This is a genomic window from Bacteroidota bacterium (assembly GCA_016713765.1).
GTDB lineage: Bacteria > Bacteroidota > Bacteroidia > AKYH767-A > 2013-40CM-41-45 > Pollutiaquabacter > Pollutiaquabacter aromativorans.
The window spans coordinates 215654-241473 of sequence record JADJON010000001.1; the positions used below are offsets into that span (position 1 = coordinate 215654).

Consider the following 25820-nt stretch of genomic DNA (forward strand, 5'->3'; position numbering starts at 1 on the left):
ACAAAACACTGACTATTCACCAATAACTATTCGCTATTCACAAAAACTGTTCACTACTTACTATTTACTATTCACTGTTCACTGTTCACTATTCACTCTTCACTACCTTTACCCCATGCTTCACCTCCTGAACTACATCAACGGAGTCCTCGTCCCGCCTGCTTCGGGACAATACCTCGATAATTTCAACCCGGCGCTGGGCGAAGTTTACAGCCTGATTCCCGACAGCGACGAACGGGATGTGGCCGCCGCTCAGGCTGCGGCACAGGCCGCGTTTCCAGCCTGGTCCACCATGCCGAAAGAAAAACGCTCGGCGCTGCTGCTGAAACTTTCGGGTCTCATCCAGAAAAACCTCGACCGTCTCGCGCTCGCGGAGTCCGTGGATCAGGGTAAGCCGGTCTGGCTGGCGAAAAGCGTCGACATTCCCCGTGCGGTTTCCAATTTCCATTTTTATGCCACCGGCATCCTGCACGATTCAACGGAGGCTCACGCGATGGAAGAGACGGCGATCAACTACACCTTGCGGACACCCGTCGGTGTCGCCGGTTGTATCTCGCCCTGGAACCTGCCGCTCTACCTCTTCACCTGGAAGATCGCCCCGGCGCTTGCATCGGGATGCACGGTCGTGGCCAAGCCATCCGAGATTACGCCGATGACGGCTTATCTCCTTTCGGAGCTGGCCATCGAAGCCGGACTACCTCCCGGCGTGCTCAACATCGTACACGGACTGGGGCCCAAGGTCGGCACCGCCATCGTGTCGCACCCTGATATTCCCGCCATCTCGTTTACAGGCGGCACGAAGACCGGAGAGACCATTTCCAGCATTGCCGCTCCCATGTTCAAGAAACTTTCTCTCGAATTGGGCGGCAAGAACCCGACGATCGTATTCGCCGATGCCGACTTTGAAAAATCGGTTCACACGGCCGTGCGTGCGGCCTTTTCGAACCAGGGCGAGATCTGTCTCTGTGGTTCGCGCATCTTCGTTGAACGCAGCATCTACGAAAAGTTCCGCGACGCGTTCGTGGACGGCGTGAAGAAACTGCAGGTCGGCGATCCGATGCTGGATGAAAGCTGGATCGGCGCGATCGTGTCCAAGCAACACTACGACAAGGTCCTCTCCTACATCGAACTCGCCAAACAAGAGGGTGGTCGTGTTCTTTGCGGTGGAACTGCCTTGCACCCGGAAGGTCGCTGCAAGAACGGTTGGTTTATCGCACCGACCGTGATCGAAGGGCTTTCCTACGACTGCCGCACCAACCAGGAAGAGATCTTCGGGCCGGTGGTTACCCTGCAACCCTTCGATACGGAAGAAGAAGTCCTGCAATACGCGAACAGCACCAAGTACGGACTGGCCTGTTCACTCTGGACTTCCAACCTGAGTCGCACGCACCGCATGGCGGCGAAGATCCACAGCGGCATCGTCTGGGTGAACTGCTGGCTGCTGCGCGACCTGCGCACACCCTTCGGCGGTATGAAAGGCAGCGGCGTCGGTCGCGAAGGCGGTTTCGAAGCGCTGCGGTTTTTTACGGAAGAGAAGAATGTTTGCATTCGGCTTTGAGCAGACAACTACGGTAAATAAAAAGGCGTCGTGAGTTTCACGACGCCTTTCATTGTGCATAACCGATCAGAGATGCGTAACCGGCGTCTTCGCATCGCTGCCGATGACGAGGATACGGTTCACACGGCTGCCCGTGAGGTTGATGAGCGCCATGCCGTCGACGATGCGGATACCGTTGCCGATGACGCCCTGTGCAACTTTGGCCGGGCGACCACGCTTACCGGTTCCTTTGAACGGAGCAATTGCCGCGGCGGCATGCCTTCCGCCAACAGGGTCTTCTTGTTCTTCGATCCTTTCGGACGTCCCCGTTTGCCTTTTTTTAACGACGATTTTGGCAGCATTTGCGGAGGTGTTCTTGTTCTTAGAGACCCTTCGGGCGGCCACGTTTTCCTTTGCCATAATTAATTTTTTTTAGTTGATTAAATAGTATTCCGATGGTCTCCTATCATCGATTTTGAAACAGTTGCAGTTATGCACGTCACTAACTCCCTTGCAAGTATACTCCAAATAAACTGATTGAATAAAAATAATTCAACGTATTTGCAGTTATTTATTCACTAAAATAATCGAAAATGCAGAAAATTCGACCGACTCCCTTACAATGAATCAATGTGAATCCTACTACGGATTCGGGAATAATACTACCTTGACCCATATGCGGAGCCGGCTGATTTCAATGGTTTTCTTGTGCTTCATGACGGCCTCATCCCGGGCCTATCTCCCGCCAGCTGGACCGGTCTTCGACCGTACGGCCTTTGGATTCACTCTATCCATCGACCGTTGCTACCGCGAAATACGGTACGATGGAGCGGATTCCAGTCTGAATGCGGTCTTTAACGATCGCCAAAAACACGAAGATCCGATGATGGGTTACTCCGTCGGTCTTTCGCTGCGTAAGCAACGCTCACTTCATTGGATTCTGGAAGCCGGTTTACGTTACACGATCCGGGGTTATCAATACCGGTCTGCCGACAAAACCTTTGGCCCGGCGATCGACACCAACTATGTGACCGTGACCAATGTCACACAAGCGCTGGACGAAATCCTTATCCGGCATCAATACCGTTATGTGGAAGTGCCGTTGCGGCTCCATTACCAGTTTACCGCTCCGGTTGCGCTATCACGTCGCCGCCGGCATTGCCTTGGGATTACCCTGGGCGTAACGGTTTCCACCCGGTACAAATTCAGCAATGGCGAACGGGAGGTGAAGCGCAACCAGCTTCCCGATCAGGACCTCAAGATCTCCATCACACCCATACTTTCAGCAGGCATGGAATTCTATTATAGCCATCGCCTGCGATTCTATCTGGATCCAACCTATCAGTTTGCCCTAAACGACGCAGCAGCTACAACGATACGTGAACGGCTGAATAGTGCCGGCTTACAATTCGGGGTGATCTACCGATACCGCTGATCGAGCTGTTTTCCTTATTGGCGATTCCCTTCACAAGACTTCAACGGTTTTCATGAAACAAAACTCACCCAGGCTAAGTGTTTCGAGTTGCATTATTTCAATTTACCGGGAATGGCTAATGACCGATATCCTTCCGATTGTTTTGTTGGCGAATCTAATCGCGATTCGTCTGCTATTCAGGGTAAGTCAGATACAAGAATTCACTTAGGTTTAACTTCATTTTAATGAAATTCAGGAGCCGGAATTCCTGACCTTTGACAATAGTGCGGTCACCTGACCTTGCCGGATACAAGACCGGCCGAATTTGCTTAATTGATGGAACGAAAAATTCTAATCGTCGAAGACGAGCCTAAAGTGGCCGGCTTCATCCGCTCCGGGCTGAGCGAAAGCTCGCTCGCGTCCGATTGGGCTGCCGATGGGGAATCGGGTATTGCGATGCTGGAGGCCAATAATTATGATCTGTTGATCCTCGACCTGAACCTTCCGCGAAAAAACGGATTCGAAGTTTGCGCGGCGGTGCGAAAGAATGATCGCAGGATTCCGGTCCTCATGCTGACGGCATGGGGTGCGATTGACGACAAGCTCAAAGGATTTGAAAGTGGAGCCGATGACTATCTGGTCAAACCATTCGAGTTTCAGGAATTACTGGCCCGCGTTAAGGCCTTACTCAAGCGCTCGGAGCCCGAGTTATCGGAGCCGTCCACACTCCGTTATGCGGACATTACCCTGAACCTGGACACGCGCGAAGTGCATCGTGCCGGTAATAAGATCTCCCTGACTCCGAAAGAATACGGTCTGTTGGAATATCTCCTGCGCAATCCAGAACGCGTCGTTACGCGGGCGGAGATCGCCAGCCACGTCTGGTCCATCCAATATGAGACCGGTACTAATTTCGTGGATGTTTACATCAATTTTCTGCGTAAGAAGATCGATCGCGGATATATCCGTAAATTGATCCATACGCATGTCGGCAGTGGGTACATCCTCCGGCAGCCGAACCCATGAACATTAGGATCAGGGAGCGCCTGACGCTCCAGTTCACCCTGATCGTTACTTCCATTCTACTGGTATTTGCGACCGGCATCTACCTGCTGTCGTCGTCCTATCGTGAGCAGGAATTCTATGCCCGCCTGGAGACCAAAGCGCTGACGACCGCCCGCCTGTTGATAGAGGTGAAGGAGGTGGACAACGACATGTTGAAGATCATCGATAAGAATTCCATCAACGCGATGTTCAGTGAAAAGGTACTGGTATACAACACCGCCAACAAGCTGATCTACAATTCCGTCGATGATGAATCGATTCCGGTTTCCGACAGCCTGTTAAATGAGATCCGGAAATCGGACAACGACGATTCCACCTCGGACTGAATGAGGCGATCGGGCTTCGCTATGTTGAGGGGGATGATGAATATGTTATCCTTGCTTCCGCACTTGACAAATACGGCCGAAGCAAACTGAACAACCTGTTCTGGGTACTCATCTTCGGATTCATTGCGAGTGTGATCGTCACGGTCATCGCCGCACGCATCTATTCGGCGCGTGCGCTTAAGCCGATGTCGGATATCGTCCGACAGGCCGAACGCATCAGTTTCACCAGCATGGGCATCCGTATACCGGAAGGCAATGGAAAGGATGAGATCGCGCAATTGGCGATTACCTTCAACAAGATGCTGGACCGGCTCCAGTCTTCCTTTGAGTCCCAGCGCGCATTCGTATCGAATGCCTCCCACGAATTACGCACCCCTCTTACCTCCATTACCGGTCAGCTTGAAGTCACCCTGATCCGGGACCGCAGCGGGGAAGAGTACCGGAACGTCTTGCGTTCCATGCTGGACGACACCCGTGATCTGAATCAATTGCTGAACAGCCTGCTCTACCTGGCCCGGGCAAACGCAGACGACCGCCTGGTACGCATCAGCAAGGTCCGCATGGATGAATTGATCTGGCAGATCCTTGGTAAACTACGGAAACAGCATCCCGACTATGAGGTTGAACTGACCTATAGTGAAAAGATCGAGGACGAGAACAGCGTCGTGATCGAAGCGGACGAAGATCTCCTGCGTGTGGCCGTTTCCAACCTCATCGAGAACGGTTGTAAATATTCCGACCCTCACCGCTGCATCGTATCCCTGGAACCGCAGCGCGATCGTTTGCACCTTCGGATAGAGGATGCCGGGATCGGCATTGACCCGGCTGATCTGCCGCACGTGTTTGAGCCATTCTATCGCTCCATGGAAGTGGCGAGAAAAGGCGGTCACGGACTGGGTCTTCCGCTGGCTAAACGGATCGTTCAGATCCACCACGGTGACTTGTCATTATCTTCTACCCCGGATACCGGAACCCGTGTGGATGTTTTTCTTCCCTACGTTCAATCGTAAAACGATCGTTCTCGAAGGGGTATCCTGTTTTAGTAAAATCATTAAAGGAATTCCACTTCGTAAACATCGGTCTTGTTCCGGCCGATATTCCGAACCTCGAACCCTCCCGGCTCCGGGATCCGTTCGATCAGATCGAAGCTGGTACAGGAACGCGGCAGTCCGGAAAAGATCAGGGTAAAACGGGCGGTGCTGCCGTTCGGCACATGCATCCATTGAGGCGCAACCGCGACATTATCCGTGAACAGCAATTTGCTTTCGTGAGCGGATGAGCGATCCAGAAGAACCGTAGTACTCCAGATCCTGATCAATTGATCCGGTCCGGTCGCCCGGTAATGGCAGAAAACGATTACCTGACATTCTTCGTCAACTGCAGTAGCGGTTTGCAGTTGGACCGCTGTCGTTTCATCCGGCATGCGGTAAAGTTAAGGGAATATCAACCGCAATCAGTTCAACGAATTGATGTCGATGAGTCTCTTGATATGACTTTCATTGGAATAGTTTTGTCAGGACATAATCGAGGTCCCAAAAATATTCGGGTACTGATAATAATCTTGACCCTCAACATGGCACGCGTTCGTTATACGACCATCATCCAGAAATTCCGGGAGAAGGGTGAAAAATCCGGATGGACGTACATTGATGTTCCGGCCGATGTGGCTAACCGGCTTAAAAAGGGTCAACGAACTTCGTTCCGGGTCAAAGGAAAACTGGATGATTCCCCATTGAAAAGGTCGCGTTGATTCCCATCGGCAACGGGGATTTCATATTGCCGCTGAATGCTGCGCTTCGCAAAGCCATTGGTAAAAGAGAAGGTGCCGGTTTAACCGTGGACCTGCAATTGGATGAATCCGTTTATCAGATCAACGCCGACCTGCGGGCCTGCCTTGAAGAGGAACCCGCAGCCAGGAAAATTTTCGATAAGCTTCCCGGCTCTCATCAGCGTTATTATTCCAAGTGGATCGATGGCGCGAAAACCGAGGTGACGCGTGCCCGACGCATCGCCACCACGATCGATGGTATGATCAAGGGTTGGAGTTTTGCAGAAATCCTGCGAAACGCCAGCGGAAAGAAATGAAAAACCGGTCGAAAGAGTTTCCTCTTCGACCGGTTGTGCTAACCGTGGCAATCTCTTAGCGATGCTGTTCGTCGTGCTTCTGGCGGTGGATCGCCCGGCTGGCACGACGCTGTTCCTTGTGTAGCTGCTTGCGTTCGGCCGGAGTCACGACACCATCCATCCTGGCAACCCGTTTGTCGTGCCGGATCTTCGCCTGGCGCGCGCGAAGATGGCGGGCTTCTTTCTTGGTCAGTTGTCCGGAGTCCACTCCGTCTTTGATCCGTTCATGTTGGTTGACCTGTTTTTGCCCGATCGCCGGGGTGGACGTCTGGGCGGAGGCCGTGAGACTGGTGATGCCGGCAAGGGCCAGGCTGAGGATGAGCGTTTTCATCGAATTGGCGTTTAAAGATGGCCTCGTATTAACGAAAGCCATGCCAAAGGGCAGCCCAGACCCTTCCCCGGGCGATATCACTTTTCCGATTGACTGATCTTGTGAACAACCATTATCTATGTAATTGATATAGAGTTGATTGTATTTCTTTAGATTAATTCTAAAAAATCGTTAATGGCTGAACTATGGATAGCTTTCCGGTGTTTTTCTTTGTGCCGTAAAACAGCGTTTCATTCACCCACACTGATGAACCACTATGCAACCAACTTTGATTCCGGCCATTGCCGAGGCGTTCCTGCGGCAATATGGCTTTTCGCAGGAGGCTGACCGACTGGTAGCGCTTCAGACCAGGCTTACCCATGAACAGGAGTTTTCGCTGGATGAATTCCTGGCCAAGCTCACCGAATTCGGTTCTCAATTCAACCTTGTTTTTCTTTCCAACGACTTGCCTTCTGGCGAGCTGAGCAAACTCGCCTTGAGCGGCAGCTATCCGTTCCTGGTATTCAGTAAAAAGGAACTTCGTTGTATCCCATTCTGGTCCATGCGGGAAAAGGTGAACGATTCGCAACGGCATTCACCGCACAGGGTGAACAGACCATGCGCATTGAGCGCGTTGAGGACCTCGGTGATCTCCAGCGGCATGACGGGCTTTCGGAAGCCGACAGCATTGTCGTCATCACCTGCTTCCCTCATTCCAACTTTGAAGAGCCGGAAGAACTCCGGGCCATCGATGTCGGCAGCGTTCGTTTCAAACTCTTTTCCAAACTACTGAAACTGCTCCAGCCTGAGCGAAAAGAGATCCTCTACATCTTCCTGTATGCGATCCTGATCGGCATCATCAGCTTGTCGCTTCCCTGGGGGTTCAAAGCCTGATCGGGTTCATCTCGAGCGGACAGGTCGTTACCTCCGTGGTGGTGCTGATTGCATTCATCCTCTTGGGAATAGTGTTTTCCGGGATCATGACCATCTACCAGTTGGAATTGGTCGAATTCCTGCATCAGAAACTATTTACCCGCACGGCCTTTTCGTTCGCCTCGCGCATTCCGAGAATACGCCTCGAATCAGTCCTGCAATACTATCCGCCGGAACTGATGAACCGCTTCTTCGACACGATCACACTGCAGAAAGGACTTCCCATCCTGTTGATCGACATCACGGCAGCGACCTTGCAGGTGATCTTCGGGATCCTGCTCTTGTCGTTCTATCATCCGTTGTTCATCGTAATGGGTTCGGTCCTGGTCTTCCTGCTGATCTTCATCCTGCGAATGACCGGTCCGAAAGGGTTGGCCACCGCCATGACGGAGTCCGACTATAAATACCGAGTTGCCAACTGGCTGGAAGAGATCGCGCGCACGCTCAGCACATTCAAACTGGCCGGCCACACCAGCTTCGCGCTCGACAAGACCGACCACCTCGTCAGCAATTACGTTCAGGCGCGGGAAGATCACTTTCGGGTGTTGAAGAAGCAGTATTACAGCTTCGTCGTCTTCAAGACCATCGTAACCGCCATGCTGCTCATCCTGGGCGCGGTGCTGATCGTAGACCGGCAGATCAACCTCGGTCAATTCGTTGCGGCGGAGATCGTGATCATCATGACCATCAATTCGATCGAAAAGATCATCCTGAAGATCGACAAGGTGTACGATGTGCTCGTCGGCGTTGAAAAAATAACCAAGGTGACCAGTCTGCCGGTCGAGGAATACAAAGGGATCGACCTGGTAGTACCGAAGAACTCCGGGTTGAGCATCCGCACCGAAAACCTCGGCTACCGGTTTCCGGATCGCGCTCAACCAACCCTGAACGGCGTGAGCCTGAAGGTTGATGCATCGGAACGCATCGCGATCACCGGTTACAACAGCAGCGGCAAGAGCACGCTGATCAACCTTATCCTGGGATTGTACGATTCCTACTCCGGTAATATCCAGTTCAACGGGGTTTCTCTGCGTGAGCTCAACAAGGCTTCGCTGATGAATCATGTCGGCGATTTCGTTTCTGAGGAAGCATTGTTTGACGGGACCATACTCGAAAACATCAGCATCGGCCGGAAAGGCGTCACCATGGAGGATGTCTTGTGGGCATGCAAAGCGGCCGGTCTGAATGACTTTCTCTCGGGTTTACCGGAAGGCTTGAATACGCGCCTGGTCGGCGGGCCTGTTCGGGTGCCGGAAAGCATGGTGAAGAAGATCGTCATCGCCCGGAACATCGTGGAACATCCCGCGTTGCTCATCCTCGACGATTTTCTGCTTGGTGTCGAGCGGAGGGAAAAGAAGCGCATCCTGGAATTGATTCTCGACCGCAACTACGGCTGGACCGTCATCCTGATTTCGAACGATCCCGTCGTATTGACGGCGGTCGACCGGGTCGTGGTCATGAAGGAAGGCCGTATCGTCGATGAGGGAACGTTCGACGCATTGTCCTCCCGCAGTGAAGAATTTCGCGAACTCATTCAAAACTATCCAGCAAGCCTCTAAGCCATGGGACAGAACATACCTCCGGTAAACGACCGGTCGCTGCCCTTCAAAGCGGCGAGCCTCGTGCGCGATACGCGCTATGCGAAGAAGTTCGCACGAATCACCTCCGGGATCTTCATCCTGCTCTTCCTGCTGTTGTTCATGCCCTGGACACAGAATATCCGGTCCAGCGGCTCGGTGACGACCTACCTGCCACAAGACCGGCCGCAATCACTGCAATCGGTTATCCCGGGAAGAATTGAACGATGGTACATTCGTGAAGGTCAATTCGTCCACAAGGGCGACACGATCGTTCGCATCAGCGAGATCCGGGAAAAATTCTTCGACCCGAAACTGCTGGAACGCGTAAGCGACCAGATCAAAGCGAAGGAGGGTTCACAATCGTCTACCGCCGCCAAGGTCTCCGCGCTTGCGCAACAGATCAGCGCCTTGCAAAAAGAAAAAGTACTCTCCCTGGAAAAAGCCCGGAACAAAGTGAAGCAGGCGGAGCTGAAGATCCTCAGCGACAGTGCCGAATTGCAGGCCATCCGCGTCGATATGGAGATCGCCCGTGTCCAGGCCCGCCGCGCCGATTCGTTGCTCAAGCGGGGCTTGATCGCGCTGACCGAACAGGAACGCCGCAACCTCAAACAGCAGGAGACCACCGCCAAGCAGGTGGCGGTCGAGAACAAGTTGCTTACTTCCAGGAACGAACTGATCAACGCGAACATCGAACTCGGTTCGCTCGAAGCCGAATACTCCAACAAGATCAGCAAAGCGGAGTCGGAACTGAACAGCGCGCTGTCCTATCTTTATGAGACCCAGGCGGAGATCGCGAAGATGAACATCGACTTCTCCAACCTCAGCATACGCAGTTCGTTCTACTTCGTCACGGCTCCGCAAGACGGGTATGTCGTACAGGCGAAAGTGTCGGGTGTGGGCGAGAACATCGCGGAAGGCGACGTGATCTGCACCATCATGCCGTCCGATCCGAGTCTCGCCATCCAATTGTACGTGCAGCCGATGGATATCCCGCTCCTCGAGAAAGGCCGAAAGGTCCGGCTGCAGTTCGATGGCTGGCCGGCACTTGTCTTCTCCGGTTGGCCGAACTATTCGTTCGGAACATTTGGCGGCGTGGTAGCTGTCATTGACAACTTCGATACACAGGGAAAGTACCGCATCCTTGTTGTTCCGGATCCCGATGACACGCCCTGGCCGGAACAGATACGGGTCGGCTCAGGTACGTTCGGCTGGATCATGCTGAAGGATGTGCCGATCTGGTACGAACTCTGGCGTCAATTCAACGGGTTCCCGCCCGACTACCTCGGTACGGCCAAGGTGTCGACCAATCCGGTCGATGTGAAAAGTGCGGGCGAAAAGAAGAAACCTGGTAAATCGGAGGAGAAGGAATAATGAAGCGCTCCACGCTGCTGGTACTCCTGACGCTGTGTACACTGCTGGCAACCGCTCAGGATAGCACGCGTACGCTTTCACTTCGGGAAGTGTACCGACTGGTGCTGGATCATCATCCGGTCGCGAAGCAGGCAGCGCTATTGCCTGACGCTGCCAGGGCGGAGCTGCGCATGGCCCGCGGGATGTTCGATCCGGTATTGAAGAGCGGATTCGATGAGAAGAATTTCGAAGGAAAGGAATACTGGAAAAGCTGGGAAAACTCGCTGGTCGTTCCAGTCTGGTTCGGAACCGACATCAAGGCGGGTTTCGACAATAGTCGCGGCCCGTACCTCGATTCCGAACGCGTCACGCCCGGACAAGGGTTAAGTTTCCTGGGGGTCAGCGTGCCCTTGGGACAAGGGCTCCTGATCGACGAGCGACGCGCTACCGTGCGCCAGGCACAATTGCTGGGAACGTTGGCTGCTGCGGAGCAAATCAAGCTTATCAATAAACTGCTGTTGCAGGTCAACAAGGATTACCTCGACTGGACCTACGCGTTTACGCGACTGCAATGGCACGAAGAATCACTCCGCCTGGCGGAAGTACGCTTCGACGCGATCCGGATGCGCGTGTTGTTCGGCGATCAGCCCGCGATCGACTCGCTGGAAGCGTTGATTGAAGTCCAGAACCGGGAGAACATCCGGAATCAGTCGTTGCTCGATTTCACCAATGCCCGCCTGATCATGTCGAATCACCTCTGGAGCCCCGAAGGCGCTCCGCTGGAGATGACGGCGGAAGTGGTCCCGACCTTTGAAGGAACCGTTATCGATACGCTGGATGCCGCATCACTCAACGCAATGCTCGATTCGGCCAACAGCAACCACCCCGAATTGGTCAAGCTCCGCACCAAATTGCAGGGACTTGAAATCGAGAAACGATGGGCGGCTGAGAAGCTGAGGCCAAAACTCAACCTCGATTATAATTTCCTTGCGCCGCGTGCCGACGGACTGTTGGAGAACGGATTACAACCGATCTATCAGGAGAATTACAAAATGGGGTTATCCTTTAGGATGCCGTTGTTCCTTCGCGAAGAGCGTGGTAAGCTCAACCTGATGAAGATCAAAATGAACCAGACGGAGCAAGAGCAACTGCAAACCAACCGTGAAATCACCAACCAGGTACGTGCCGCCTACAATGAATTGAATAACCTGGGACTTCAATTACGCATTCAGCAGCAACAGTTGGAGAATGCGGAAAAACTTTTAGCCGGCGAGCTTTACAAATTTGAGAACGGCGAAAGTTTTCTTTTCCTGGTGAACTCCCGCGAAAACGCCGTCATCAACAGCCGTATCAAGCTGGCGGAGTTAAAGGCGAAGTACGGAAAGAGCAGGGCATTCCTGTCGTGGAGCGCGGGTCGCTTGATCGCAGAATAATCGGTACGCTCAGGGTCGTGCTTCCCCTTTCACAAAGGTAGTACGCCAGCAATCGTGATCCGAATAGATGGTGATGGTGTACAATCCGTCGGCCAGCATTTTTACAGGAAGGATTCGGGACACCGTTCCCTTTTCCAATGTGATGGACTCTTCAATCACCAGTTGACCGATAACATCCGTCACTTGAATGCTGGCGGCTTCGCCGCGCGTGGAGGAAAACTCGAGGGTGATGTCCTGGATTGCCGGACTCGGGTAAACGGAAATGCCAGAAGGGGCTCGTACCACTTTCACTGCTACGACATCGGAATAACCTGACCGGCCGTCGTAATCGGTCTGCTTCAATCGATAATAATTGACTCCCCGTACAGGGTATTCGTGCACGTAAGCATACGTCAAAGTGTGCACACTGTTTCCGGCGCCGTCAACTACACCGACTGATTCGAAATTAATTCCATCGGTGCTGTGTTCCACCGTAAAGTAATCGTTGTTGGTTTCCGTTGCGGTCGACCACTGTGTTAACACCTGATCGCCGACCAGTTTAGCGGTGAATGAGAGCAGCTCGATTGGAAGGGGAAAGCTCGACTGTACAGTTGCGAAATCCGAGAAGCCCGTCAGTCCGGTACGTGTACTCGCGGTAATGGTACTGGTCAGCACGCAGGTCCCGTCCAGGAACCAGGGACCGGATCCCGAAGGACTGCGCTTCATCACCGACCAGCCTCCGCCGGCAACGGCATTGGTGTAGCTGCGGTTGAAGAGCGTGATATCGTAGACCCCGGTGTTTCCGTTGGAAGACGCGGTCAGTGTCCAGTAACCATGGTTAAGGGATGGATTGAGGGAGTAATCGGCGTAGACACACTCACTGGAAGCCGGCCCGTTGGGAACGGCACCCCAAGAGAAGAACTCCGCTTCAATCTCGGGAATCTGGGTAGGTGTTGTGAAATCCAATCGCGCAAGTTCGTAGCCACGAGCCGCGTTGCCGACCGGGAAGTCATAGATGCCGGTCGCATTGGGCAGAAGCGCGCGGATCAACTTTCCTTCCACGTAGCTGTTGACATTGCCCGAAGTCACCGCGGCGTTGTCCCCGTTGATTACGTCGACTTCTTCCGTTCCGGTCACGATCTTTCCGCTCGTCAACGTCAGCCGGCCTGCAACGATGAGCTCGCTGTTGCCGGAAGGGCTCAACTGGAGGCTGGATGCCGGTGCCTGGTTCATGACGACGGTATCGAGTACGATATCGCTGCCGTCATTGCGGAACACCTGTACGGCATTACCGTTGAATTCATAGGTGGTTCCTGCCGCCGGGCTGACATGCGTATTCGCGCCATCGGCATTATAAAAGTTCTTCTTCAGGCGGATCCGGTGAGAAGCCGGATCGAACTGGCCACCGATCAGCAGGGAATCATTCTCCTCAATGTCAATATCCGAGTCCAGCACAAGCAAGCCGGAAGGTTTCGCCATGGTGAAATTGGCAAAGCGATTGGCCCCTGTGAAGTTTCCAACGACCGCTTGATTACCGGAGCCAACAAAGCGTACCTGGGAACCCGGTAGCATCACCAAACTGCCGTTATTAATGAAGTCGCCGCAAACGGACAAGGTAATTCCGGGATTGATGGTGAGGGATGCGCCGGCATTGATGAATACGTTACCGACCGAATAGTTGCTTTGGACAACCGGCTGATTGATGGAACCAATATCAATGTTCACGTCGACCGCGCAAGTCGGGATGTTACAGGCACCCCAGTTCCCGGATACGCCCCAACTCGTATTCGTACCGCCTATCCAGTTCATCGACGATGGAACAGCCGAATAATTCACCGGATCGGGCACACCGGAGAAATTCAGTGTAAAGCCCGACGTACTGTTGGTATAGTTGCTGATCATGAGCAGGTATACCTCCCCGGGAGCTACGGCAATAGCCGGTTCATAGGCACCATTGAAACCCGGATATGCGCCAGGTGAATTTCCCGTTCCGCTAAGTCCTGTCACGCCAAGTGCACTGTAGTTACACCGTACCGGTGCAGTTGAACCGAGTTGATTGCATTGTAATCCACTGGCTCCGACCTCCCAGATAGCGAAATCGTAGTCGGTACTGGTCGTACTGGGTGCCCCCAGCCAGTCATTCGGAACAATGTCGAATTCGAGATTGCCGGCCGCATTGATGGGGATGCTATAAAACGCAGATGCCCGTTCTCCGGAAAGGAGGCAATTCAAAAAGCTGCCGAAATCACAACTGTTTCCGAACGCGCTGTAACCCGGGTTACCAACGCTCAAGGAATTCTGGCAAACCGGCAGTGGGCTCTGACATTCCTGTCCATATACGGTTGGGAGTCCGTTCGTGCCATCCACAGCGATGATTCCGAACGTACCGGTCATGTCGTTCTCGCCGTCCACGCGAATCCAATAGTTGTTTCCGGGAGTCAGGCCGGTAAGCGTCACCTGGGAGTTGTTGACGGAATTCGTACCGCAGGTGATATCCTGATTACAGGAACTACCCGTCGGTGAAACCTGGGTAAGCGAGGAACAGGTTCCCTGGTACACTGCGATCTGCGTATTTGCCAACGTACCCAAAAATGTCTTTATCGTCAAACTGGTCCCGGTGGGTTGCACACGGAACCAAACCGTATTGAGTTCCCCGCCTGTCCAGCAGGAGGGTGCTCCCGGTTCTCCTGTTCCGCCTGAACAACTGTTGTTACCGTTCAGATTCGTGTTGATTGGCAAGAACGTGGCGTTACAGGGCAGGTCGTTAAACGAGGTGATAGGCGAGGTAGTGACATTGATGTCGAACCCTACCGAACTGGGCGGATCCCAACTGTCTACAATGATGTAATAGGTGCCGGCACCAGGTAAGGAGAAATTGGCTGAAACGTTTCCGCCACCTACCGCGCCCAGGCAGTTGGCCCCGGCGCTGCCTGGACAATTCTCATACAACTGAAAACCCGCGGCCGTGCTGGAGGTATTGCTTAGTGTGATGCGGATGCATTGTGTTCCGGTGGAATTAAACTGGAACACCATGTCTTCCCCGCTTTCATACAACGTCATGCACGAACCGGTACTGCTGTTGTTATAATCGTTCAGTTTACACTGAGTAGTCTGGTTGGTTGCGGTGTAGGGGAGCGCGGCGATGACGACCGGGTTGAAACATGTCGATCCGGGCGGAGCTCCTACCGATGGGGCGGAGATCGTGATATTATAGTTGGAGATACTGGTGCCGCCATTGCGGTCGACAAGGAGGTAGTAGGTATTGCCGGCAACCACGTTCACACAAAGAAACTGGTTGCCGGAAGTGCTTTGGGAATAATCGACGCACGTGCCGCCTTGTCCGATGAACGGACAACCGTTGTACAACATGATACCCACATTGGTGCTGCCACTTGTAACCGCGATGCTTACCAGTCCGGAAGTTGCAGGAGTAAAGACAAAAACTTCGTCGTTGGATTGATAGTAATTCGAGTTTCCACAAATAACGGTATTGCTCGCGGTGAACTCGTTACCGCGACCGGTCGTGGTACGACCGGTGGACGAATACGGAAGGGATGCAACGTTGACTACGCCCAACCCCATCGAACCGGGGCAGGTTGGGAGGATGGGAGTCGTGACACAGATCGTGAATTCGTAATCGGATGGGGCGCCGTTATCATAATCATAAACCCGGATAAAGTACGTTTGGCCGGCGACCAGATTATTAAAGACGAGTGTTTCGACGCCCCCGTTTCCTGTCAGGTCGGAACACGCCTGATTGGTCAAAGCTCCACATCCGCCGGAAAGCAGGGCGACTACAGGATCGAAGTTTCCGGTTCCATCGACGGTAATGCTATGGCTGATCTGCGTCGCGGTAAAACTGTACCAAACGTCGTCATCAGCCGTACCAGAACACGCTGTAGCAGGTGTTGATCCGGTTGCGCCGAAGGTAGTTCCGCATACGGATGAACAGGCAGCCCCGGGTGCGCCCGGCGTGAGCACGATGGCGCCACCACAATTATCATTGCCGAGTGGTGAACGGACGGCAATCGTACCATCGATATCGTTTCCGGTACTGCCGGAGTTGATCCGGATCAATCGGATATAATAAGTAGTTCCGATAGTCGTAGTGAGCGTAATGGTCTCGGTACCGCCGTTACCGGCATTGTTGACACATCCAACTTCCGTCATGGCGCCGCATGTTCCGGTGTACACCGCAACAGCGATGTTGCGGGTTCCCTGGGCTACCGTGACTTCTATGGTAGAGGAGGTCGACGTCGCAGTAAATCGATACCAACCGTCACGGCGGTTATTCGCGGTCGATACGCAAACTGTCGCTGATGCGACATTCGCCGTATTATCAACCGTAAAGGACTGTGCAACCGTGTAATCCGTGACACCGGCACAATTGTTCACTGTTAAACTGGGAACACTACCGGTCGGACAAAGGTTATTTGACTGCGCCAAAGCGCGCTCCGCGCCAGAAAGTAGCAGCAGCGTTAACCCGATCAATAAGATATGGCGTATCGTTCGTCGCATGAATTGTATCAGCGGGCGGTCGTTGGTTGTATCGGATGAACAGTGATTTCGTATGCACTTCTGATCTTCGGTATATCAGCAGCGTTCTTGAGCTCGATGGGAGAATTGAGTTCAAGGCTTCGAATGATGGACAAAAGACGTTCTTCGGAATCGATTCGTTCCGCATCGTATGCAATGATCACAACTTGCAGCTCATAACAGGCTTCCAACTTCGCTACTCCGGCAAAGTCCCGAAGGGAGCTTAACATGATGTCGACGGTTTTGTCAGACATTAACGGTAAGGAGAGCAACAACTCCTTTCGGGTGTTGTCAATTACAGGGGCTTGTGCCTGGACTTTCGAAGCAATTCCGAATAAAACCAAGCAAAAACAGGATAAAACCAAGACCCTGTGCTGCAGAGTTGCACAGGCGCTCATATTTGTTTGATTTTAAGGCTTTTACAATTAATATGGGATTAAAATGGATCAATAATTCAGAGAGGGTACTTTGCAAATATATACCATGTTAATGCTCAAAATGTTAATTTGATATGATAAATGGTAAAATGTATGTTTTACTTGGTAAATGATTCTAGACAGTTGGGGAATCCGGCCTGCAAATAAATTAAGCCTGAACGCAACTCTGGTCTTGTCCTATTCATAGAAGTAATCGTCCATTCCAATTGGAATTTATTACCGGTCGGCAATTCCTTCACTTCCTTACCCCTTGTATTTCATATATTTGAAAAGGTCTTCACACAGACGGGTTGCGTCAGGTGTGCGGTCTGGTCATTCATTAAAATCATCCATGAAAAGGGAAAGTTCCTACTTACCAATGCTGTTGCTGTTGGCCTGCATTTTTGCATTGCCGGCTTTCGGACAACAGGACATTAAAACGGTTCGCACATCCTGGGTCGACAGTTTAAAGATCATGGGACAGATGACCGGAAAGGAACAGTATGTCAACTACAGTGCGCAACCGATCAGCATGCCCGCGTCGAACCAGCGGGGTGTAGTCATCCCGAATCAGACAACGGCTACTTCCTGTAATTGCTGGCTCCCACGGGATGCTACCTGGCAGATCGGTCAATTCGACGGAAGCGGAGGCAGTGGTGGTCCCGGTGTTGCACCGGAATATCGAAACGACGACTGGACCACCCCGATCATCAACCTTCCATTCAATTTTTGCTTTTACGGTACCACGGTCACACAAGTCTATTTGAATAATAACGGTAACGTCTCCATCGGCGCGCCTTACTCCACTTTTACCGCGAACACTTTTCCGGATCCGACCTACACCATGATCGCTCCGTTCTGGGGTGACGTTGATACCCGCGCAGCAGGCAGCGGGTTGGTTTACTATCAGCTCACGGCTACTCACCTCGTGGTGCAATGGGAAAGTGTCGGTTACTTCGGCAATCACGACGACTTACTCAACACCTTCCAACTGATCATGACCGATGGCAGTGATCCTTTGCTGCCTCCGGGAAATAACGTTCAGTTCTGCTACCGTGACATGCAGTGGACAACCGGCGACGCCTCCGGAGGAAGCGGCGGTTTCGGCGGAACTGCCGCTACTGTGGGCGTGAACAAAGGCAATGGCATCGACTATATCCAGATCGGCTTGTACGATCAGGCCGGTGCCGCTTACGACGGTCCGTTCGGCGCGAACGACGGCATTGACATGCTCGACAACCAGACGTTCCTCTTTAACGTCTGTGTCAGCGGCACTTCCAACATCCCTCCACTCATCAATTCCGATCAGGTGTGCGATACATTGTCTGTGTGTGAGAACGACACCCTCATCATCGATGCGGTTTACCTTTCACCTGAATTCGGTCAGATCACCGTACCCAACGTGAACGCGAACGGTATGCCCGGTGTCAGTACACTGAGCAGTACCAGTGGTAACATCGCGCTTCAACAGGTTCAGATCATCGGACAACCAGGCAACGTAGGCTATCACACGATCTTTCTCGAAGGAACGGATAATGGTACGCCCGCTCAAACAGCCAGTGCACCGATCGTGATCCGTGTCATACCCGCACCAAACGCCAACTTCACGGTAAGCCCTACCGGAATGCAATTACCCGGCACCCTGTTCACCTTCACCAACACCAGCGTGGGCGGCTTCAGCGCCGTATGGGATTTTGGCGACGGGTCTCCTCCTTCCTCGCTATACAATACCTCGCACATCTACGGAAGCGGTGGCACGTACACGGTTACCCTGACGGTCACCAGCCCCAACGGTTGCACCGACGTCTTTACGCAACAAGTGCAGATCCAGCAATGCGGAACCGCTTCGTTTACCACTTCCAACGTGTGTGCAGGCAGTCCTTCACTGATCACCTTCACGGGTACAGCGGGAGTAGGCGCCACGTACAACTGGAACTTTGCCGGTGGTACCGTAGTGTCGGGTTCGGGCCAGGGTCCCTATAACGTGGTCTGGAACACACCGGGCAACTACAACGTCACGGTCGATGTCTCTTCCACCGGTTGCTCCAACGTTTCCGCGTCTCAGGGAGTAACGATACAAGCGGTTCCCAATGCTTCGATTTCGGCAGCCGCCGCCGTTTGTGCGGGACAGAACAATGCCATCAACTTCAACGGTACGGCCGGCGCGGGTGCCACCTATGCCTGGACGTTCGGCGGAGGCACGGTCACTTCGGGCTCCGGCGCGGGGCCCTACAATGTGAATTGGGCCGCTCCGGGGAATCCGAATCTTCAGGTGATCGTAACAGAAAACGGATGTCGCGACACCGCTAACTTTGCCGTTACAGTAAACGCAATCCCGACCTCTCCCTTTACGGTTCCATCGTCAGCATGCGAAGGCACGCCGATGACCGTCACCTATACCGGAACGGCTGGTGGCGCTGCCAACTACAGTTGGAATTTCAACGGCGGAACGGTGCTCAGTGGTTCGGGTCAAGGTCCGTACAGCATCCAGTGGAACAACGCCGGCAACTACAACGTCAGTCTTACTGTCACCGAAAACGGCTGTACTTCCGCACCTACCAGTGTAGCGGTAACGATGAACGATTATCCTGTTGCCGCCTTCACAGCGGATAACGCAGTATGCATCAACGAAGACAACACCATCAACTTCTCCGGAACGGCGATCGCCGGGGCTACCTACAACTGGAACTTCGGCAGTGGAACAGTAGGTTCCGGCTCGGGTTCGGGTCCGTATGTTGTCCATTGGGCGAACGCGGGGAATGAAACGGTCACCCTGATTGTGAACCAGAATGGCTGCCGCGATACCAGTACGTTCAACGTGCGGGTGAACCCGATTCCGAATTCGACTTTCAACTTGCCCACTCCTGTTTGCGAAGGGACTCCCATGTCGTTTGCCTACACGGGCACAGCCGGAGCGGGCGCGACCTACAACTGGACCTTCACCAATGGTACCGTACAGTCCGGTAGCGGTCCGGGGCCGTTGAATGTGTCGTGGAACGATGCGGGCACCTACGCCGTGTCGCTTACCGTCACAGAGAACGGTTGTACCTCACCGGTCACCAACCAACAGGTGACCCTGTATGATTATCCGGTCGCCGCCGTGAGCGGATCTCCGACCGTATGTGTCAACGGCGACAATGCAATCTCCTTCACCGGTACCGCGATCCCCGGAGCAACCTATAGCTGGAACTTCGGAAACGGAACCGTTGTGTCCGGTAGCGGAGCCGGCCCTTACACGGTACGCTGGGCGGCCGATGGCACGGCAACGGTTTCCGTGTTGGTATCGCAAAACGGCTGCAGCGATTCGTCCACCTTCAACGTTCGCATCTATCCAATCCCGACCTCGGCATTCAGCATCCCGCCGAATGTATGCGTGAACGATCCGCTGTCAATTTCCTACACGGGAAGCGCCAGCGCTGCCGCCACCTATACCTGGAACTTCGGCAGCGGTTCGGTACTCGCCGGAAGTGGTTCAGGGCCCTATAGTGTCGTTTGGAATACTTCCGGAAATCCGGCTGTTACGCTTTCGGTGACGGAGAATGGTTGCGTATCCCCTGTTACCACGCTCAACACGTTCATCGCTCCCCTGCCTGTGCCGCATGCCGGCCTTGACGTAGGCGATTGCTCCGGAACATCCGTCAACATCGGCGCCCCTCCGATCGCCGGAGAAACCTATTCCTGGTCCCCGGCATTGGGTCTGGCCGATCCCGCCGCGAGCTCCACCTCCGTTTCTTTGAATAACATTGGAACGAATAACCGCACGGACCGGTACATTCTCACGGTGACCTCCAGTTATGGATGTGTCAACCGTGATACCGTTGATGTAACAGCCTTCCCGGTTCCTGCCGCCACCTTTGCCCGACCGACCGGTCAGTGTCTGGAAGACAATGCCTTCACCTTTAATGCAGGCGGCTTGGTGTTCCCGGGCGTTGATCTCCAGTGGGATTTTAGTCCATCCGCTTCCACGCCGACCAGCACCGATCAGAACCCTCAACCCGTTAGCTATTCGGCTCCCGGCGTTTATACCGTAACCCTCCATTCTTCCTACAACGGTTGCCCCGGACCCGACTATATCGATTCGATCGAAGTCTTCGCGATGCCGGTTGCATCCTTCGAGCCGTTGGTGATCAATGGCTGTGAACCGCTGACCGTACCTTTCCTGAATACCAGCGCAGGCGACATCAACACCTACGAATGGAACTACTTCGACGGAGCGGGCGATGCGATCGCCGAACCTTCCCACACATTCGAGAAAGCAGGCACTTATACCGTCATGTTGGTAGTGACAAGCAATGAGGGTTGCCGCGCCGACACCATCCTTCCGAACATCATCACGGTATGGCCGCAGCCTGTCGCCGGGTTCATCCCGAATCCATCGGTAACGACGATCTGGGAACCGGTGATCAGCTTCGACAATACCACCATCAAAGCGGATTCGTACAAGTGGGACTTTGGCGACAGTACCAGCACCTCCCTGCATGAGCCCACGCACCGGTACACGCAGGTGGGCGCCTATCTGGTCACCTTGTATACGATCAACCAGTACGGTTGCGCTGACACCGCCATTGGTACGATCCGCGTCGAACAAGGCTTCAACTTCTATGTACCGAACGCCTTCACCCCCAACGGTGATGGGGTGAACGACACGTTCCGAGGTTTGGGCACCTCGTTCAAAACGTATGAGTTATGGATCTATAACCGTTGGGGTCGTCAAATCTACTATACCAACGACTACGAAAAACCCTGGGACGGATCGATGGATGATCCGGTACAGAATGAAGTGTTCACCTACCGCATCCGGGTGGTGGACATCTTCGACAAAGACCATACGTACCTCGGACACGTTTCGGTAGTACGCTAATTGCACAGGTAAAACGCTCCTTGTGATGGACGCATGTTCATGACAAGGAGCGTTTTTCATTTCTGTACCTTTAAGCCATCGGAATTGCCGGCGCAAATCATGCACCAGAACACACCGCTATACGGACTCGTGCTTGCCGGTGGCGAAAGCCGTAGGATGGGTAGCGCAAAAGCTGCGCTGGAGTATCACGGGCTTCCGGAATCAGATCGCATGGTGGACTTGCTGAGACGATCTTGCACGAGTGTCTACGTCGGATGCCGTGAAGACCAACTGAGCAGCTTGCCCGAACATCATCTTCCCATCAGCGACCTGCCGCGCTTCGCCGGCAATGGACCCATCGGCAGCTTGTTGTCAGCCTGGACGGTTTTTCCAGACGTGGACTGGTTCGTTGTCGGTTGTGATTATCCATTTTTCGGCGTACCGGCAGTGGAATATCTCCTGCAAGCCGACGCCTCGGAAGGTTGGTCAGGCTTTCACAACAACGAAACCCAAGAGCCCGAACCGTTGTTGGGTATTTATCGGCAATCCCTGCGGGAAACGCTTTTTCTATATTTCGAAAAAGGCGGTCGTTCACTCCGGAAATTTCTCCACTCCCTGGAGCAAGATCCTCTTTTACCGGAAGATCCCCGTTGGATTCGCTCCATTGATACACGGGAAGATTATCTCCTGACATTACAAACCCTACGATCATGAGTCAGTCTTCGGTAAGCAATGTCCGGATCAGGCGATTCAGTGGTGGAAGCTGGTCGGAAGACCCCGATCTAGTTGTTCGGGAAGAACCGCTGGAGATACGGCTGGGATTGGGTCCGCGGGAATCACGGGAGCAAGAGAGCATTTCCGTCACCATGCGGACGCCCGGACATGATTTCGAGCTGGCACTCGGCTTTCTGCGGACAGAAGGTGTCATACAACATCCGCAAGACGTGCACACGGTTCGTTACTGCACGGATGGCGGTCGTAAGGAAGAGCAGGAGAACATTGTCCGGGTGGAATTGAACGAAGCAGTACCGGTAGACCTTGCGCGCCTCCAACGACACGTTTATACCTCCTCGAGTTGCGGCGTGTGCGGAAAAACTTCCCTGGAAGCGGTTCATCAGCTTTGTCCTTCTACACAAAGTGCACATGCTCAGAATTTCCAATTGGACGCAATCAAACTCACGACGGTGCCCGAAGCGGTACGGAACGCTCAAACCGTCTTCACGCATACTGGCGGCTTACACGCTGCAGCGCTCGTCGACTCATCAGGAACCGTTCGTTTGCTGCGGGAAGATGTCGGCCGACACAACGCAGTCGATAAACTCATTGGAGCCAGCTTCGCAAAAGGTGATGAATTACTGGACACATATGCGCTTTTCCTAAGCGGACGCGCGGGCTTTGAACTGGTTCAGAAAGCCGCCATGGCCGGTATTCCGCTGGTTGCTTCGGTAGGAGCGCCGAGCGATCTGGCCGTCTCCCTTGCACAAAGAACGGGTATCACCCTGGTTGGTTTTTTGCGGGAAGGGCGATTCAATGTTTATTCACATCCTCAACGAATACGCCACTGACGAATCGTATTTTACACGTGCAATAAGGACAGTATTTTTATTGCGGGATCGGCACCTTTGGCAACGATTTCAACTAATCCACCTACCCCATTGCATGGCAGAAGAGAAAGACTCCGCTCTCCCCAATCCTGAAAACCCCGAGCGTTTTACGGGGCTCCGGTTGGGAAAACTGAAGACCGCTGCGGCCGGAATACCCGGAGTAGCGGCCGCTGCTGTTCATGTGTTTCGTGAAATGGATGTGGCGCGCGGAATGAAGGCGTTGCTCAAGCTGAACCAGAAGGACGGATATGATTGTCCCGGCTGCGCCTGGCCGGATCCGGACGACGAGCGGTCGACCATCGCCGAGTACTGCGAGAACGGAGCCAAAGCCATCGCGGAAGAAGCCACGACCCGAAAGCTCGGCCCCGAATTCTTTGCTGCAAACAGTGTAGCTGCCCTTTCGCAACTCAACGACTACGAAATCGGAAAGAAGGGCCGGATCGCGCAACCGATGTTTTTGGGTAAGGGCGAAACGCATTACCGTCCGATCAACTGGGACGATGCGTTTAGGAAGATCGCCGCGCATCTCAACAAATTGGCGAGTCCCGACGAAGCGATTTTCTACACTTCGGGCCGGACAAGCAATGAAGCGGCTTTTCTTTATCAACTATTCGTACGGGAATACGGCACGAACAACCTGCCCGACTGCTCCAACATGTGCCATGAATCATCCGGTGTTGCACTGAATGAATCATTGGGGATCGGAAAGGGTTCTGTAACGCTGGAAGACTTTAATCACGCGGAAGTGATCATCATTCTCGGTCAGAATCCGGGAACGAATCATCCACGAATGCTGACGGCCCTGAAGAAGGCGAAAGAGAACGGCGCTGTCATCATTTCGGTGAATCCCCTGCCGGAGACCGGCCTGATGGGATTCAACGATCCGCAAACCGCGAAAGGCATCCTGGGTATCAAAGCCCGGCTCACGGACATCTTTCTGCAAGTGCGCATCAACGGCGACCTGGCATTGCTGCAACTCATCAACCGTGCGCTGATCGAAGCGGAACGTTCTGAGCCGGGTAAAGTGCTGGACCATGATTTTATCCGTGATCATACCAGCGGATTCGATGCGTACACTCAGGAAATTTTCCGTTCGTCCAAACAAGAGTTGTTGCGGAATTGTGGCATATCTCAAAAGAAGATCGATGAAACAGTCGAGGTACTGAAAAACCGGAAACGGATCATCGCCTGCTGGGCGATGGGACTTACCCAACACAAGAATGCAGTCGATACGATCAAAGAGGTGGTGAATCTACTCTTGCTGAAAGGAAGTATCGGGAAACCCGGTGCCGGCACATGTCCGGTTCGGGGCCACAGCAATGTTCAGGGTGATCGTACGATGGGAATCTACGAAAAGCCGTCTCCGAAATTCCTCGAGCAGATCGAGCGCTCCTTCGGCTTCAAGCCTCCGCAAGAACACGGTTATGATACCGTGGAGTGCATTCACGCGATGCACGAAGGGAAGGCCAAGGTATTCATCGGCATGGGCGGCAATTTTCTTTCCGCTACTCCGGATACCGTTTATACCGCCGAGGCACTTCGTAAGTGCGCGTTGACCGTTCACGTCTCCACAAAATTGAACCGCAGTCATCTCATTCACGGCGAGGAGGCGATCATACTCCCGACGTATGGCCGAAGCGATCTGGATGTGATCAACGGTGAACGACAATTCATCAGTTGTGAAAATTCAATGGGCGTCGTGCAACTCAGCAAGGGCAGCCTGCGGCCCATCTCCGACCAATTGTTGAGCGAGCCGGTGATTGTTTCCCGTCTTGCAAAGGCGACATTGGGAAGTCGCAGTCGGATCGACTGGAATTCGTTTGAACAGCATTACGACCGTATCCGTGATGCCATCGAGCGTACCATTCCGGGTTTTGAACGATACAACGAGCGCGTTCGGGAACCGGGCGGCTTCTACCTGCCCAACTGTACGCGGGAAGGAACGTTTGAAACCCTCAGCGGAAAGGCGCACTTCAGTTCAGCCAGTGTCACGGATATTCCGCTGGAGCAAGGAGAGTTCCTGATGATGACCATTCGGAGTCACGATCAATTCAACACAACCATCTACGGTCTCAACGACCGATACCGGGGAGTTTACAACGAACGCAGGGTGATCTTCCTGCATCCGGACGATATCGCTGATGCGGGATTGTCCGGTGGTGACGTAGTGGATCTTTTCAACCGGTTCGAAGGAACTGAGCGGGTGGCGCATCGGTTCATCGTCGTACCGTTTGATATTCCTCGCCAATGCGCGGCGACTTACTTTCCGGAGGCGAATGTTCTGGTGCCGATCGGCAGTGTGGCGGAAAAAAGCAACACCCCGACCTCGAAATCGGTCGTGATCCGGATTCGTAAATCGGCAGTTTAATCCGT

General features: G+C 53.5%; 17 protein-coding genes and 2 pseudogenes. 13 read left to right on the forward strand and 6 right to left on the reverse strand.

Annotation, left to right across the window (positions count from 1 at the left end; genetic code table 11):
- The first annotated feature begins 115 nt into the window (after positions 1–115).
- On the forward strand, positions 116–1558 hold the full coding sequence (locus tag IPJ96_01035) for an aldehyde dehydrogenase (protein ID MBK7908933.1): 1443 nt from the start codon (positions 116–118) through the stop codon (positions 1556–1558).
- 66 nt (positions 1559–1624) lie between these two features.
- On the opposite strand, the gene IPJ96_01040 is transcribed toward IPJ96_01035, so the two are convergent.
- Positions 1625–1957, reverse strand: coding sequence for a hypothetical protein (locus IPJ96_01040; GenBank protein ID MBK7908934.1), 333 nt, complete (start codon positions 1955–1957; stop codon positions 1625–1627).
- A gap of 295 nt (positions 1958–2252) precedes the next feature.
- Between IPJ96_01040 and IPJ96_01045 the strand changes: the two genes are divergently transcribed.
- The 4 genes from IPJ96_01045 (at position 2253) to IPJ96_01060 (ending at position 5352) form a co-directional block, all read left to right on the forward strand.
- The gene (locus IPJ96_01045; GenBank protein ID MBK7908935.1) at positions 2253–2972 is read left to right on the forward strand and encodes an outer membrane beta-barrel protein; all 720 of its coding nucleotides are present in this window, start codon (positions 2253–2255) and stop codon (positions 2970–2972) included.
- A 315-nt stretch (positions 2973–3287) separates the two neighbouring features.
- Positions 3288–3977: a response regulator transcription factor gene (locus IPJ96_01050; protein MBK7908936.1), complete on the forward strand. Its 690-nt coding sequence runs from the start codon at positions 3288–3290 to the stop codon at positions 3975–3977.
- Entirely contained in the window at positions 3974–4342 is a 369-nt protein-coding gene (locus IPJ96_01055) for a hypothetical protein (protein ID MBK7908937.1), read from the forward strand. The genes IPJ96_01050 and IPJ96_01055 overlap by 4 nt, the downstream gene beginning before the upstream one ends.
- A gap of 131 nt (positions 4343–4473) precedes the next feature.
- Positions 4474–5352, forward strand: a complete 879-nt coding sequence (locus IPJ96_01060) for a HAMP domain-containing protein (GenBank protein ID MBK7908938.1) — start codon at positions 4474–4476, stop codon at positions 5350–5352.
- A 41-nt stretch (positions 5353–5393) separates the two neighbouring features.
- On the opposite strand, the gene IPJ96_01065 is transcribed toward IPJ96_01060, so the two are convergent.
- Positions 5394–5765, reverse strand: coding sequence for a hypothetical protein (locus IPJ96_01065; GenBank protein MBK7908939.1), 372 nt, complete (start codon positions 5763–5765; stop codon positions 5394–5396).
- A gap of 150 nt (positions 5766–5915) precedes the next feature.
- Here IPJ96_01065 and IPJ96_01070 point away from each other — a divergent pair.
- Positions 5916–6427 (forward strand): annotated as a pseudogene (locus IPJ96_01070) (DUF1905 domain-containing protein).
- A gap of 55 nt (positions 6428–6482) precedes the next feature.
- Here the strand turns inward: IPJ96_01070 and IPJ96_01075 are convergent.
- On the reverse strand, positions 6483–6776 hold the full coding sequence (locus IPJ96_01075; GenBank protein MBK7908940.1) for a hypothetical protein: 294 nt from the start codon (positions 6774–6776) through the stop codon (positions 6483–6485).
- 181 nt (positions 6777–6957) lie between these two features.
- Positions 6958–7371 carry a hypothetical protein gene (locus tag IPJ96_01080; protein MBK7908941.1) on the reverse strand — a complete coding sequence of 138 codons (414 nt, stop codon included), beginning with the start codon at positions 7369–7371 and terminating at the stop codon, positions 6958–6960.
- A 23-nt stretch (positions 7372–7394) separates the two neighbouring features.
- Here IPJ96_01080 and IPJ96_01085 point away from each other — a divergent pair.
- The 3 genes and pseudogenes from IPJ96_01085 to IPJ96_01095 all read left to right on the forward strand — a co-directional run bounded on the left by IPJ96_01085 (position 7395) and on the right by IPJ96_01095 (position 12072).
- Positions 7395–9268 (forward strand): annotated as a pseudogene (locus IPJ96_01085) (ATP-binding cassette domain-containing protein).
- Positions 9269–9271: 3 nt separating this feature from the next.
- Positions 9272–10660 carry an HlyD family efflux transporter periplasmic adaptor subunit gene (locus tag IPJ96_01090; GenBank protein ID MBK7908942.1) on the forward strand — a complete coding sequence of 463 codons (1389 nt, stop codon included), beginning with the start codon at positions 9272–9274 and terminating at the stop codon, positions 10658–10660.
- Positions 10660–12072: a TolC family protein gene (locus tag IPJ96_01095; protein ID MBK7908943.1), complete on the forward strand. Its 1413-nt coding sequence runs from the start codon at positions 10660–10662 to the stop codon at positions 12070–12072. The genes IPJ96_01090 and IPJ96_01095 overlap by 1 nt, the downstream gene beginning before the upstream one ends.
- 9 nt (positions 12073–12081) lie before the next feature.
- On the opposite strand, the gene IPJ96_01100 is transcribed toward IPJ96_01095, so the two are convergent.
- Both IPJ96_01100 and IPJ96_01105 read right to left on the reverse strand, forming a co-directional pair.
- Positions 12082–16569 carry a T9SS type A sorting domain-containing protein gene (locus tag IPJ96_01100; GenBank protein MBK7908944.1) on the reverse strand — a complete coding sequence of 1496 codons (4488 nt, stop codon included), beginning with the start codon at positions 16567–16569 and terminating at the stop codon, positions 12082–12084.
- Positions 16570–16577: 8 nt separating this feature from the next.
- Positions 16578–16841: a hypothetical protein gene (locus tag IPJ96_01105; GenBank protein ID MBK7908945.1), complete on the reverse strand. Its 264-nt coding sequence runs from the start codon at positions 16839–16841 to the stop codon at positions 16578–16580.
- A 514-nt stretch (positions 16842–17355) separates the two neighbouring features.
- Here IPJ96_01105 and IPJ96_01110 point away from each other — a divergent pair.
- The 4 genes from IPJ96_01110 to IPJ96_01125 all read left to right on the forward strand — a co-directional run bounded on the left by IPJ96_01110 (position 17356) and on the right by IPJ96_01125 (position 25815).
- Positions 17356–21864: a PKD domain-containing protein gene (locus IPJ96_01110; protein ID MBK7908946.1), complete on the forward strand. Its 4509-nt coding sequence runs from the start codon at positions 17356–17358 to the stop codon at positions 21862–21864.
- A 99-nt stretch (positions 21865–21963) separates the two neighbouring features.
- Positions 21964–22557 (forward strand): NTP transferase domain-containing protein, encoded by a 594-nt coding sequence (locus tag IPJ96_01115; GenBank protein MBK7908947.1) that lies wholly within the window; start codon positions 21964–21966, stop codon positions 22555–22557.
- Positions 22554–23408: a formate dehydrogenase accessory sulfurtransferase FdhD gene (fdhD, locus tag IPJ96_01120; protein MBK7908948.1), complete on the forward strand. Its 855-nt coding sequence runs from the start codon at positions 22554–22556 to the stop codon at positions 23406–23408. Before IPJ96_01115 ends, fdhD begins: the two co-directional genes overlap by 4 nt.
- A 94-nt stretch (positions 23409–23502) precedes the next feature.
- Positions 23503–25815 carry an FdhF/YdeP family oxidoreductase gene (locus IPJ96_01125; protein ID MBK7908949.1) on the forward strand — a complete coding sequence of 771 codons (2313 nt, stop codon included), beginning with the start codon at positions 23503–23505 and terminating at the stop codon, positions 25813–25815.
- The last annotated feature ends 5 nt before the right edge of the window (positions 25816–25820 follow it).

What these genes read in the sequence shown, in the direction of transcription:
- IPJ96_01095 (MBK7908943.1), top strand. Translation starts at nt 10,660, where the DNA reads ATGAAGCGCTCCACGCTGCTGGTACTCCTGACGCTGTGTACACTGCTG.
- IPJ96_01050 (MBK7908936.1), top strand. Translation starts at nt 3,288, where the DNA reads ATGGAACGAAAAATTCTAATCGTCGAAGACGAGCCTAAAGTGGCCGGC.
- IPJ96_01100 (MBK7908944.1), bottom strand. Translation starts at nt 16,569, where the DNA reads ATGCGACGAACGATACGCCATATCTTATTGATCGGGTTAACGCTGCTG.
- IPJ96_01080 (MBK7908941.1), bottom strand. Translation starts at nt 7,371, where the DNA reads ATGCCGTTGCGAATCGTTCACCTTTTCCCGCATGGACCAGAATGGGAT.
- fdhD (MBK7908948.1), top strand. Translation starts at nt 22,554, where the DNA reads ATGAGTCAGTCTTCGGTAAGCAATGTCCGGATCAGGCGATTCAGTGGT.
- IPJ96_01105 (MBK7908945.1), bottom strand. Translation starts at nt 16,841, where the DNA reads ATGTCTGACAAAACCGTCGACATCATGTTAAGCTCCCTTCGGGACTTT.
- IPJ96_01090 (MBK7908942.1), top strand. Translation starts at nt 9,272, where the DNA reads ATGGGACAGAACATACCTCCGGTAAACGACCGGTCGCTGCCCTTCAAA.
- IPJ96_01125 (MBK7908949.1), top strand. Translation starts at nt 23,503, where the DNA reads ATGGCAGAAGAGAAAGACTCCGCTCTCCCCAATCCTGAAAACCCCGAG.
- IPJ96_01040 (MBK7908934.1), bottom strand. Translation starts at nt 1,957, where the DNA reads ATGGCAAAGGAAAACGTGGCCGCCCGAAGGGTCTCTAAGAACAAGAAC.
- IPJ96_01055 (MBK7908937.1), top strand. Translation starts at nt 3,974, where the DNA reads ATGAACATTAGGATCAGGGAGCGCCTGACGCTCCAGTTCACCCTGATC.
- IPJ96_01035 (MBK7908933.1), top strand. Translation starts at nt 116, where the DNA reads ATGCTTCACCTCCTGAACTACATCAACGGAGTCCTCGTCCCGCCTGCT.
- IPJ96_01115 (MBK7908947.1), top strand. Translation starts at nt 21,964, where the DNA reads ATGCACCAGAACACACCGCTATACGGACTCGTGCTTGCCGGTGGCGAA.
- IPJ96_01110 (MBK7908946.1), top strand. Translation starts at nt 17,356, where the DNA reads ATGAAAAGGGAAAGTTCCTACTTACCAATGCTGTTGCTGTTGGCCTGC.
- IPJ96_01045 (MBK7908935.1), top strand. Translation starts at nt 2,253, where the DNA reads ATGACGGCCTCATCCCGGGCCTATCTCCCGCCAGCTGGACCGGTCTTC.
- IPJ96_01065 (MBK7908939.1), bottom strand. Translation starts at nt 5,765, where the DNA reads ATGCCGGATGAAACGACAGCGGTCCAACTGCAAACCGCTACTGCAGTT.